Origin of the sequence: Ectopseudomonas khazarica (assembly GCF_017915135.1) — a bacterium.
In the GTDB taxonomy this organism is placed as follows: Bacteria; Pseudomonadota; Gammaproteobacteria; order Pseudomonadales; family Pseudomonadaceae; genus Aquipseudomonas; species Aquipseudomonas khazarica.
On record NZ_CP068551.1, the window covers coordinates 942,809 to 955,140 of the forward strand.

Here is a 12,332-nt window from a genome sequence, read left to right on the forward strand (position 1 = left end):
GAGCCGGCTTGCCGGCGATGCCTTTGTCTCTGTGGAAAAAACGGGATGCCCTTCGCCAACGACCTGATCGACAGCAACCGCGAGCGTCTGGATGAACAGGGCGTTGCTCGCCTGCAGTCGCGTTTCCTCTTCGAGCCGGCAGCGGTCATGGCGTTGCTGCGCTCGCGCATCGTCGGCCAGGACGCCGTGCTGGCGCAGGTCGAGTCCATGCTCAAGGTGGTCAAGGTCGACATCGGTGAGCGCGAGCGGCCTTTGGCGGTCAACCTGTTCATGGGCCCGACCGGTGTCGGCAAGACCGAGATCGTGCGCCTGCTGGCCCAGGCCATTCACGGCCGCGCCGACGCGATGTGCCGCATCGACATGCACACCCTGGCCCAGGAGCATTACGCTGCGGCGTTGACCGGCGCGCCACCGGGTTACGTCGGCAGCAAGGAGGGCACCACGCTGTTCGATGGCGAAGCCATCGCCGGCAGTTTCGGGCGACCCGGTATCGTGCTGTTCGACGAGCTGGAGAAGGCCAGCCCGGAAGTGCTGCGCAGCCTGCTCGGCATTCTCGAACATGGCCGGCTGACCCTGACGGCCGGCAGCCGCACCCTGGATTTCCGCAACAGCCTGATCTTCATGACCAGCAATGTCGGGGCGCAGCAGGCGCAGCGCTACCGTGAGCGCTTCGGTCGTGGCTGGCGGCGCTGGCTGGGCCTGGCACCGAAGGGGGAGGCGGCGCTGCTGGAGCAGGTGCTGCACCAGCGTTTCGAGCCGGAATGGCTCAACCGTATCGACCGCATCCTGGTGTTCGAGCGGGTCGACGAACGCTGGCTGGACGCCTTGCTGGAGATCGAACTGGACAAACTGGGCCAGCGTCTCGCGCGCCAGGGACGTTCGCTGCACCTGGAGCCGAGCGCCCGCGCCTGGTTGTGCCGTGAGCACGATGTACGTTTCGGCGCCCGCGCCCTGGCGCGTCGAATACGTACCGAACTGGAACCGGCGATCGCCGATTGCCTGCTGGCAGAGCCGAGCACGGCGCGATTGCTCTGTACCTGCGACCACGATCGCTTGCAGGTAACGCCGCACTCCTGGTAGGAGCCCGCTTGCGGGCGATGCGCTTTCGTCGCCATGATCGCCGGCAAGCCGGCTCCTACAGCAGAGGCACTACAGCCAGATCGCATCCCAGTGGGGATAGTCACCGACACGTTTCACCAGACCGGCGCGTAGCGGGTTGGCAACGATGTAGCGTGCCGTGGCGGCCAGGTCTTCTTCCTGGCGCAGGGCGTGGTCGTGAAAGCCCTTCTGCCAGACACGGCCGCTGGTTTCACGCGCCTTGTTGATGGCAATGGCGCTACGGGACTTGAGCTGCAGTACCAGCTTGGCCAGTGATGTCTCCTGCAGCTGGACGAGCCAGTGCAGGTGGTCGGGCATGACGACCCAGGCGAGTGACTGGACGAGTTGCCGCTCATGCAGGCGGCGCATCTCTGCAATCAGCAGCCTGGCCAGCTGCCAGTCCTGAAAGATGGGATGTCGCTCATGGGTGACCGTGGTCAGCAGGTAGGCGCGGCCGGGGTCCGAGACGCGTCCATGGCGCAGGGCATGTCCACGGTGGTTGAAGCGGCTGGAGTCCATTCCAGATTTCTCAACGTCGGGCTGTAGGAGCCGGCTTGCCGGCGATCATCGGCAAGGGTGGTACACAACCTGATCGCCGGCAAGCCGGCCTCTGCAGTTGCGTAGGGTGGATGACGCTTCATCCATCCACCACCCTGCAACCGCATCGGTGGATGAGAAGAGCGTCATCCACCCTACAGGTCGACGTTTTTGGCCTTATGCAGTGCGACGATCAGTGATGCTCACGGGTGGCGCGGAATTTCACCTCCGGCCAGCGCTCTTCCATCAGGCTGAGGTTGACGCGGGTCGGGGCCAGGTAGGTGAGGTGGCCGCCGCCGTCGACGGCGAGGTTCTCGTAGGCCTTGTCCTTGAACTCCTTGAGCTTCTTCTCGTCGCTGCATTCGATCCAGCGGGCGGACCAGACGTTGATCGCCTCGTACGCGCATTCCACCTTGTATTCCTCTTTCAGGCGGCTGGCGACCACGTCGAACTGCAGCACACCGACCGCACCGAGGATGATGTCGTTGTTGCGCTCGGGGAAGAACACCTGGGTCGCGCCTTCCTCGGCCAGTTCCTGCAGGCCCTGACGCAGCTGCTTGGATTTCAGCGGGTCCTTCAGGCGTACGCGGCGGAACAGTTCCGGGGCGAAGTGCGGGATACCGGTGAAGCCGAGGTTCTCGCCTTCGGTGAAGGTGTCGCCGATCTGGATGGTGCCGTGGTTGTGCAGGCCGATGATGTCGCCGGCGTAGGCCTCTTCCAGGTGCTCACGCTCGCTGGAGAAGAAGGTCAGCGCGTCGCCGACGCGCACGTCCTTGCCCAGGCGGGCGTGGCGCATCTTCATGCCCTGGGTGTACTTGCCCGAGCAGATGCGCATGAAGGCGATGCGGTCGCGGTGTTTCGGGTCCATGTTCGCCTGAATCTTGAACACGAAGCCGGAGAACTTCTCCTCGGTCGGCTCCACGCTGCGCTCGTTGGCCACGCGCGCCAGCGGGCGCGGGGCCCAGTCGACCACGGCGTCGAGCACATGGTCGACACCGAAGTTGCCCAGTGCGGTGCCGAAGAATACCGGGGTCATCGCACCCTTGAGGAAGGCCTCGGGGTCGAACTCGTGGCAGGCCCCCTGGACCAGTTCCAGCTCTTCGACGAAGCGCTCGTACATGTCGCCGAGGTGCGCGCGCGCCTCGTCGGAGTCGAGGCTCTGGATGATCTTGGCTTCGGTGCGCTCATGGCCGTGACCGGGGGTGTAGACGATGATGTAGTCGCCGGTCAGGTGGTAGACGCCCTTGAAGTCCTTGTAGCAGCCGATCGGCCAGGTGATCGGCGCGGCCTTGATGTTGAGCACCGCCTCGATCTCGTCGAGCAGCTCGATGGGGTCGCGGATGTCGCGGTCGAGTTTGTTGATAAAGCTGACGATGGGCGTGTCGCGCAGGCGGCAGACATCCATCAGGGCGATGGTCCGCGGCTCGACGCCCTTGCCGCCGTCGAGCACCATCAGCGCCGAGTCCACCGCAGTCAGGGTGCGGTAGGTGTCTTCGGAGAAGTCTTCGTGGCCGGGGGTGTCGAGCAGGTTGATCATGTGCTCGCGGTAGGGGAACTGCATCACCGAGGTGGTGATGGAGATACCGCGCTGCTTCTCCATCTCCATCCAGTCGGACGTGGCATGGCGGTCGGACTTGCGCGACTTCACGGTCCCTGCGACTTCGATGGCCTTGCCCATCAGCAGCAGTTTCTCGGTGATGGTGGTCTTACCGGCGTCCGGGTGGGAAATGATGGCGAACGTGCGGCGCTTGGCGACTTCGGCGGCCTGGGTGGTCATGAATGCGTGCCTGGATGGAATCGTTGAGGGCGCCTTGGCGCCCGGAAAACTGGCGATTATACCGATAACTGCAGGCTCTGGCCGAGGGGCGGCCATCGGGTTTCAGGTGCGCTGGCCGGGCAGGTGAGTCGCGCAGGCTGCGAATGCGTAAAAATCGCGTAAATAAATGGTTATGAAAATTATTCCCATATAGAGTAGCCGCCCGTCGCAAAGGGTCAGGGTAAGGGTGGCGCCGTCGTGTTCAAGAAAATCATCTTCCAGTTGCATTGGTTCTTCGGCATCAGCGCCGGCCTGGTGCTGGCCGTCATGGGCATCACCGGCGCGCTCTACAGTTTCGAGGGCGAGATCACCCGGGCGCTCAATGCCGAGCGCTGGCAGATCGAACCGAGCGAGCAGGGCCACCTTGCGCCGCGCGAACTGGTGTCGCGGATCGAGGCCGCGACCGCTGATCGCGTCACCGGCTTGTGGGTCGATACCCGGCATGACGGGCCGGGCATTGCCTTTCTCGCGCCGCCGCCAGGCGAGCGACGCGGGCCGCGCATCGCGTTCGACCCCTACACCGGCGAGGTGCTGGCCGAGCCGATCGGCCAGGACTTCTTCCACCTGATGCTGATGCTGCACCGCTTCCTGTCGATGGGGGAGGTGGGCAAGCAGATCACCGCCGCCAGCACCCTGGCGCTGATTTTCTTCTGTCTGTCCGGTCTCTACCTGCGCTGGCCGCGCAAGGCTCTGAACTGGCGCACCTGGCTGACCCTGGACTGGAAGAAGAAAGGCCGTGGCTTCAACTGGGACCTGCACGCGGTGGCCGGCACCTGGGTGCTGCTGTTCTACCTCTGCGCGGGGCTCACCGGCCTGTACTGGTCCTATGAGTGGTACCGCGAAGGGCTGACGCGCATGCTCTCCGACACGGCGCCGGAGAAGCGCGGGGAAGGCCGTGGCCGGGGTGGCCGTGACGCGGGTAACGGCCCGGCCCCCGAAGTCGACTACGACGCCGTCTGGCAGAGTATCCAGCAGGCCGCCGGCCCCGGCCTGGTCGCCTGGAACCTGCGCTTGCCAGCCGTGGCCGGGCAGCCGGGGACCGTCTTCTACATGCTCGACGGCGCCGACCATGTGCGTGCCTTCAACCAGTTCCAGATCGACCCGAAAAGCGGCGCGGTCAGCCGCCATGAGCGCTATGCCGACAAGAGTTTCAAGGCGCAGCTGCTGGCCAGCGTCTATGCGCTGCATGTCGGCGAGTACTTCGGCATGCCGGGGCGCATCCTGATGATGCTGGCCACGGCGGCCATGCCGCTGTTCTTCATCACCGGCTGGCTGCTGTACCTGGATCGCCGGCGCAAGAAGCGGGCTGCGCTGGCGGCGCGCAGCTCGCTCAAGGACGCGGATTCGGCGGGTGGCTGGCTGGTGGGGTTCGCCAGCCAGAGCGGCTTTGCCGAGCAGCTGGCCTGGCAGAGTGCCGGCCAACTGCAGGCCGCCGGTATCCCGGTACGGGTCGAGCCGCTGTCACGCCTGGATGCCGACAGCCTGCGCCAGACGCAGAAGGCGCTGTTCGTGGTCAGCACCTTCGGTGATGGCGAGGCGCCGGATGCCGCGCAGGGCTTCGAGCGCAAGGTGCTGGCGGGTTCGGTGCCTCTCGAGCAACTGAGCTATGCGGTGCTGGCGCTGGGTGACCGGCAGTATCAGCACTTCTGTGGCTTCGCTCGGCGCATCAACGCCTGGCTGGGGCTGCAGGGCGCTCGGCCGCTGTTCGACAGCATCGAGGTGGATGGCGCCGATCAGGCGGCACTGCAGCGCTGGCAGCAGCAGTTGAGCGACCTGACCGGTGCGGCGCCGATGCGCTTCGAAGAGACGCCCTGGCAGAACTGGACGCTCGCCGAGCGCCGCCTGCTCAACCACGGCAGTCAGGGCGCGCCGGTGTACTTCATCGGCCTGACGCCGCCTGCGCAGAGCGACTGGCAGGCCGGCGACATCCTGGAGATCCGTCCGCGCCACGGGGCCGCCGCCGTGCAGGCCTGGCTGCAACACTCCGGCTTCGACGGCAGCGAGCCGGTGACGCTGGATGGCCAGGCGACCAGCCTGCGTGAAGCCCTGGCCGAGCGCCAGTTGCCGGGCAGCTTCGCCCACCTGGTCGGGCTGCATGCCCAGGCGCTGGTCGATGCCCTGGTACCCCTGGGGGCGCGCGACTACTCCATTGCCTCGGTGGCAGCCGACGGTGTGCTGCAGCTGATCGTGCGTCAGGCCGTACAGGCGGGTGGCCGCCTGGGTCTGGGGTCCGGCTGGCTGAGCGAGTACCTGCCCGTGGGCGGGCAGCTGCTGGCGCGGGTGCGGCGCAACACCGGTTTCCATCTGCCGGAGGACGATCGTCCGCTGATCCTGATCGGCAATGGCACCGGCCTGGCCGGGCTGCGTTCGTTGCTGCGGGCGCGTGCACTGGCAGGCCAGGGGCGCAACTGGCTGCTGTTCGGCGAGCGCAGTCGTGCCTGCGACTTCTTCTGCGGCGACGAGCTGCAGGCGGCACTGGAGGCCGGCGACCTGCAGCATCTGGACCTGGCCTTCTCCCGCGACCAGGCCCGCAAGCACTATGTGCAGGACCTGCTGCGCGAGCACAGCGCACGTCTGCAGGCCTGGCTGGACGAGGGCGCGGCGATCTACGTGTGCGGCAGCCTCGACGGCATGGCCGGCGGTGTCGACGTGGCACTGCGTGAGGTGCTCGGCGACGAGTGCGTGCAGCAACTGGTCGAGGACGGACGTTACCGGCGTGACGTGTACTGAATCGAGGTCGTTCCGGCGGGGCAATCGGGAGGTCGGCGTGCACCCGGTTGCCATGCCGCTGACATCTCTCTCGTCTAGACTTGGCAGAGGCTGAAAGCCGCGTCCGTTCAGCATTTCCGCCTGTTCTGTGTGATATCCGGAACGTTTGCCAGGGCCGCTCCAGATAGGGGGAATTTCCGGTTGATCTGACGGGCGCATGGTCTTAAAGTCCGCGCCCGAACGTCCATGCTGGAAACGATCCATCCGGCTCAAGTACTGACGACGAGAGATCGCTGGTGGCCCACCGCGATCAGTGATGCTCGGCGACATGCCTTGGGAAGTAGGCGAACCAAAGTGGGGAAACTGTCAGACGTTCAGGCTCGCGCGTTGCGCGGCCAGCCCCGACACGTAGCGGAACCTGTCAGGCGTTTCGCTGCCCGAATTCATGTGTTCCTGGTTTTGCCATTGGAGTCCCCAGCATGTCGATCAAGGTCGAAGACTACTACGCACCCGCCACTTTCCAGCGCATGAAGGCATTCGCCGATCAGCACGAGACCCCCTTCGTGGTGATCGACCGGCAGATCATCGCCGATGCCTATGACCAGCTGGGCAACTGCTTCCCGTTCGCCAAGATCTATTACGCGGTCAAGGCCAACCCGGCCATCGAGATCATCGAGCTGCTGCGCGACAAGGGCTCGAGCTTCGACATCGCCTCGATCTACGAGCTGGACAAGGTCATGAGCGCAGGTGTCGGCCCGGAGCGCATCAGCTACGGCAACACCATCAAGAAGTCCCGCGACATTCGCTACTTCTACGACAAGGGCGTGCGCCTGTTCGCCACCGACTCCGAAGCCGACCTGCGCAACATCGCCAAGGCGGCGCCGGGTTCGAAGATCTACGTGCGCATCCTCACCGAAGGTTCGACCAGCGCCGACTGGCCGCTGAGCCGCAAGTTCGGTTGCCAGCCGGACATGGCGCTGGATCTGCTGATCCTGGCCAAGCAGCTGGGCCTGGTGCCGTACGGCATTTCCTTCCATGTCGGTTCGCAGCAGCGCGACATCGACGTGTGGGATGCCGCCATCGCCAAGGTCAAGGTGATCTTCGAGCGTCTCAAGGAAGAAGACGGCATCACCCTGCAGATGATCAACATGGGCGGCGGCTTCCCGGCCAACTACATCCAGCGCACCAACGACCTGGAAACCTACGCCGAGGAGATCACCCGCTTCCTCAAGGAAGACTTCGGTGACGAACTGCCGGAGATCATCCTCGAGCCGGGCCGTTCGCTGATCGCCAACGCCGGCGTGCTGGTCTCCGAAGTGGTGCTGGTGGCGCGCAAGTCGCGTACCGCCGTGGAGCGCTGGGTGTATGCCGACGTCGGCAAGTTCAGCGGCCTGATCGAAACCATGGACGAGGCCATCAAGTTCCCCATCTGGACCGAGAAGAAGGGCGAGATGGAAGAAGTGGTGATCGCCGGCCCGACCTGCGACAGCGCCGACATCATGTACGAGAACTACAAGTACGGCCTGCCGCTGAACCTGGCCAGCGGTGATCGCCTGTACTGGCTCTCCACCGGCGCCTACACCACCAGCTACAGCGCCGTGGAGTTCAATGGCTTCCCGCCGCTGAAGTCCTACTACCTGTAAGGCCCGACGCTGTCTGCAAGCGCCCACCTCGTGTGGGCGTTTTCATTTCCGTCGCGCATGGCTGTTGTTTGGTACGCCAGTTATTTAGAATCATTATCACTTTTGGTCTTTGCCCTGGAGCGGCACCATGATGCTGATCATCCCCGATGTGCTCGATGCCGAGCAGTTGCGCGATTGCCGTGCGGCGCTCGAGACGGCGAGCTGGCAGGACGGGCGCCTGAGCGCCGGGCACCAGGCGGTGCACGCCAAGACCAATCAGCAACTGGCGCAGAACGACCCGCTGACGCAGCAGCTCGGCGACTTCCTGCTCGAATGCCTGAGTCGCAACCCGCGCTTCATGGCCGCTGCCCTGCCGCTCAAGGTGGTGCCGCCGCGCTTCAACCGCTATGCCGGCGGAGGCCAGTACGGCGACCACATCGACAATGCGATCTTCAGCGTGCCGGGGACCTCGCAGCGTATCCGCGCCGACCTGTCGGCGACGCTGTTCTTCAACGAACCCGACGAGTACGACGGCGGCGAACTGGTGACGCGCGAGCGGCGGATCAAGCTGCCGGCCGGGCACCTGGTGCTGTATTCCAGTGGCAGCCTGCATCGCGTCGAGCCGGTGACTCGCGGTGCGCGTCTGGCCTCGTTCTTCTGGCTGCAGAGCCTGGTGCGCCAGGATGACCAGCGCGAGCTGCTGCTGGAGCTCGACGACAGCATCCAGGCGCTGCGCCTGCAGGTGCCGGACAGCCCCGAGCTGCTGCGCCTGACCGGGCTGTATCACAACCTGCTGCGGCAGTGGTCGCAGACCTGAGTCGCCATCGAGAGTCGCCATGTCCCTTGCCCCGCTGCAACAGATTCCCGCTGACATCGCCGCCGTCGGCGACTACCAGGCCTATGCCCGCGAACGCATGAGCGAGCAGGCCTGGGCCTACCTGGCCGGAGGGGCGGCGGATGAGCTGACCCTGCAGGACAATCGCCAGGCGTTCGATCGGCTGCGCCTGCGCAGTCGCGTGCTGCAGGACCTGCGCGGTGGCAACACGCGCCTGCGCCTGTTCGGTCAGGACTACGAGCATCCGATCTTCGTCGCGCCGGTGGCCTATCAGAAGCTGGCCCATGCCGACGGCGAGCTGGCCTGCGTGCTGGGCGCCAGTGCGCTGCGTGCCGGCATGGTGGTCAGCACCCAGGCCAGCATCGAGCTGGAAACCATCGCGGCGCAGGCGCAGACACCGCTGTGGTTCCAGCTGTACATCCAGCCCGATCGTGACTTCACCGCCGCCCTGGTGCGGCGCGCCGAAGCCGCCGGTTATCGTGCCCTGGTACTGACGGTGGACGCGCCGGTCAGCGGCATCCGCAACCGTGAGCAGCGCGCGGGCTTCGCCTTGCCCGCCGGTATCGAGGCGGTGAATCTGCGCGGCATGCGCCCGCTGGCGGTCAGCGCCGATCCGTCCGCCAGCAGCCTGTTGCTCGGCGGACCGCTGCTCAACGCCGCGCCGACCTGGGCCGACCTGGCCTGGCTGCGCGCGCAGACGCGCCTGCCGATCCTGCTCAAGGGCATCCTCAGCGCCGCCGATGCCGAGCAGGCGCTGGCGGCTGGGGTCGATGGGCTGATCGTGTCCAACCACGGCGGCCGCACGCTCGATGGCCTGCCGGCGACCATCGAGGCGCTGCCGGAGGTGGCGGCCGCGGTGCAGGGACGTGTGCCGGTGCTGCTCGATGGCGGGATCCGCCGTGGCACCGACATCCTCAAGGCGCTGGCCCTGGGCGCCGACGCGGTGCTGGTGGGCAGGCCGTGCATCTTCGCTCTGGCTGCAGCCGGTGCGGTGGGTGTGGCGCATGTGCTGCAGCTGTTGCGCGCCGAACTGGAGGTGGCGATGGCACTGACCGGCTGCGCCGATCTGGCCAGTATCGGCCCGCAGACGATCTGGACTCCACACAGCTGCTGAGGTCCTTGCACGCGCTGCGCAAAGGAACTGCTCCGCCCTGTTGAGCCGTCCGTACGGCAGGTATCAAATAAGAATGTATTTAATAGTGTTTCTTATTTGACATAAATTTATTTACAAATAATATACGTTCTCTTTTAGAGGGTAGGGCCGTTTCAGGCCCTGCGCCAGGGCGTTGTGCGGGGGATTTCTGCGGATTCCTCTGTACATGTTTGTAAATAATTATCATTACATATTGACAGGTTATCTCAAATGCGTGCCACGAATTACGATCAGGTTTTGCCCGTCAAACGCGTGCTGGCCACTGCCATCGGCCTGGCCATCGCCTCGCTGACGCTGCCGGCGCTGGCGGACGAGTCGCTCAAGCTGGACAGCGTCACGGTCAAGGGTGAGCAGGAAGGTGACTACAAGACCGAGTCGGTCTCGTCGCCCAAGTACACCGCGCCGCTGCTGGACACCCCGCAGACCGTCACCGTGGTACCGCAGAAGATAATCGCCGAGCAGCAGGCGCTGAGCCTGCGCCAGGTGCTGTCCAACGTTTCCGGCATCACCTTCACCGCCGGTGAGGGTGGTGGTGGTTCCGGTGACAGCATCAACATCCGTGGCTTCAGCGCCAACGCCAACATGCAGATCGACGGCCTGCGCGACAGCGCGCAGACCAACCGCACCGACACCTTCAACATCGAGTCGGTCGAGGTCATCAAGGGCCCCAACTCGGTATTCGGCGGCAGCGGTACCACTGGCGGCAGCATCAACCAGGTGACCAAGGCGCCTCGCCTGCGTGACTTCACCCAGATCGGCGCCAGTATCGGTACCGACAACTACCGTCGCTTGACCCTGGACAGCAACCAGACCCTCGATGGCCTGGGTACCGACAGTGCCTTCCGGCTCAACCTGATGACGCACGAAAACGACGTGGCCGGCCGCGACGAGATCGACCGCAAGCGTTGGGGCATCGCACCGTCGCTGGCCCTGGGCCTGAGCGAGGACACCCGCCTGACCCTCAGTTACTTCCACCAGACCGACGACATCCTGCCGGACTACGGTGTGCCGGCCATCGATGGCAAGAAGGTCGCCGGGGTGGACCGCGAGAGTTATTTCGGTTGGAAGAACCTGGACAAGGACGACATCAAGACCGACTCCTTCACCATCAAGCTCGAGCACGCCTTCAACGACAGCCTGAGCCTGCAGAACCTCACCCGCTACAGCCAGATCGACCGCAACACGGTGATCTCCGCCTCGCATGTCAACACCACCGGCGTACCGGCCGGCAACTACCTGCCGGCCGGCCCGCAGGCCTATGGGCGTGACGTGAACAGCAAGATGCTGATCAACCAGACCAACCTGCGTGCCGACTTCGACACCTTCGGTCTGCAGCACAGCCTCTCCACCGGGGTGGAAATCTCCCGCGAGGACTACGACCGCCTGACCTACAACCACGGCCTGGGCACCGCGCTCTACCCGACCGATGGCTATTCGCTGGGCAACCCGCCGGGCTACTGGAACGGTGCGGTCAACAAGACCATGAGCGCGGATTTGTCGACCCGCCTCGACAACCAGGCGGTGTACGTGTTCGACACCATAGCCCTGAACTCCGACTGGGACCTGAGCCTGGGGCTGCGCTACGACTGGATCGAAGGCGACTACAAGAACACCGCGCTGCCGGCCGGCACCCTGACCAAGCTCGACACCCGCGACGAAGAACTCAGCGGGCGCATCGGTCTGGTCTACAAGCCGGTCGACAATGGCCGCATCTACGTGGCCTACGGCACCTCCTTCAACCCGTCGGCCGAATACCTGGCGACCACCGGCAGCGGCGTTTCGGACGCGACCTCGGGCCTCGATCCGGAGAAGAACAAGACCTGGGAGCTGGGTACCAAGTGGGAACTGCTCGACCGTCGCCTGGAGCTGGATGCGGCGATCTTCCGGGTAGAAAAGACCAATGCCCGCGAAACCATGGCTGACGGCAGCACCCAGCTGGCAGGCAAGCAGCGCGTCGAAGGGATAGAGGTGGGGCTGACCGGTCATGTCACCGAGCGCTGGGACGTGTTCGCCAACTACACCGTACTCAGCAGCGAGACCCTCGAAGCGGCCGACACTACCGCCGGCATCGCCCGCGAGGGTCAGGCCCTGGCCAACACGCCGCCGCGTTCGTTCAACCTGTGGACCTCCTACCAGCTGCCGGCCGGCTGGTCGCTGGGTTACGGCGCCCGCTATGTCAGCGAGCGCAACGTCAGCTCCAGCAGCAACGCCAAGCTGGACTCCTACTGGTTGCACAACGCGATGGTCGGCTACAAGGTCAACGACAACGTCGACCTGCAGCTGAACCTCAACAACCTGTTCGACGAAGACTACGTGGAGCGCGTCCGCCAGACGCCGGGCACCGGTGCCCGTTCCTCGGCCATCGAGTACGGCGACGGCCGTTCGGCGATCCTCTCGGCGACCTACAGCTTCTGAGTCCGCCTCCGGCGTGCCGACAGGCACGCCCGATTGTCCAACGCCCCGGCTGGTCCGGGGCGTTGGCGTTCATGCAGGTTGGCGTGTCGGGTACCACCACGCGGAAGCGGGGCGCGCGCTGGACTTTGCCGGCGTCCGTCTTATGCT

The 12,332-nt window shown here is 65.1% G+C and carries 8 protein-coding genes; 6 read left to right on the forward strand and 2 right to left on the reverse strand.

The genetic code is table 11. The features are described 5' to 3' along the window. Window positions 1–45: 45 nt before the first annotated feature. A complete protein-coding gene (locus tag JLK41_RS04255; protein WP_210390443.1) occupies window positions 46–1,080 on the forward strand; it encodes an AAA family ATPase in 1,035 nt (344 codons plus the stop codon). Between the two features lie 69 nt (window positions 1,081–1,149). Here JLK41_RS04255 and JLK41_RS04260 read toward each other — a convergent pair whose 3' ends face one another. Beyond that, entirely contained in the window at window positions 1,150–1,617 is a 468-nt protein-coding gene (locus JLK41_RS04260) for an REP-associated tyrosine transposase (RefSeq protein WP_134676904.1), read from the reverse strand. Between the two features lie 211 nt (window positions 1,618–1,828). Beyond that, the gene (locus JLK41_RS04265) at window positions 1,829–3,412 is read right to left on the reverse strand and encodes a peptide chain release factor 3 (protein ID WP_037046300.1); all 1,584 of its coding nucleotides are present in this window, start codon (window positions 3,410–3,412) and stop codon (window positions 1,829–1,831) included. 237 nt (window positions 3,413–3,649) lie between these two features. On the opposite strand from JLK41_RS04265, the gene JLK41_RS04270 reads away from it, so the two are divergent. From JLK41_RS04270 to JLK41_RS04290, 5 genes are all read left to right on the forward strand, one after another. Next, a complete protein-coding gene (locus JLK41_RS04270; RefSeq protein ID WP_210390444.1) occupies window positions 3,650–6,181 on the forward strand; it encodes a sulfite reductase flavoprotein subunit alpha in 2,532 nt (843 codons plus the stop codon). A 458-nt stretch (window positions 6,182–6,639) separates the two neighbouring features. After that, complete coding sequence (locus JLK41_RS04275) at window positions 6,640–7,803, forward strand: type III PLP-dependent enzyme (protein ID WP_037046306.1); 1,164 nt, start codon at window positions 6,640–6,642, stop codon at window positions 7,801–7,803. Window positions 7,804–7,930: 127 nt separating this feature from the next. Next, a complete protein-coding gene (locus JLK41_RS04280; RefSeq protein WP_037046309.1) occupies window positions 7,931–8,599 on the forward strand; it encodes a Fe2+-dependent dioxygenase in 669 nt (222 codons plus the stop codon). A gap of 19 nt (window positions 8,600–8,618) precedes the next feature. After that, window positions 8,619–9,731 carry an alpha-hydroxy acid oxidase gene (locus JLK41_RS04285; RefSeq protein WP_210390445.1) on the forward strand — a complete coding sequence of 371 codons (1,113 nt, stop codon included), beginning with the start codon at window positions 8,619–8,621 and terminating at the stop codon, window positions 9,729–9,731. 249 nt (window positions 9,732–9,980) lie between these two features. Continuing rightward, complete coding sequence (locus JLK41_RS04290) at window positions 9,981–12,185, forward strand: TonB-dependent receptor (protein ID WP_210390446.1); 2,205 nt, start codon at window positions 9,981–9,983, stop codon at window positions 12,183–12,185. The last annotated feature ends 147 nt before the right edge of the window (window positions 12,186–12,332 follow it).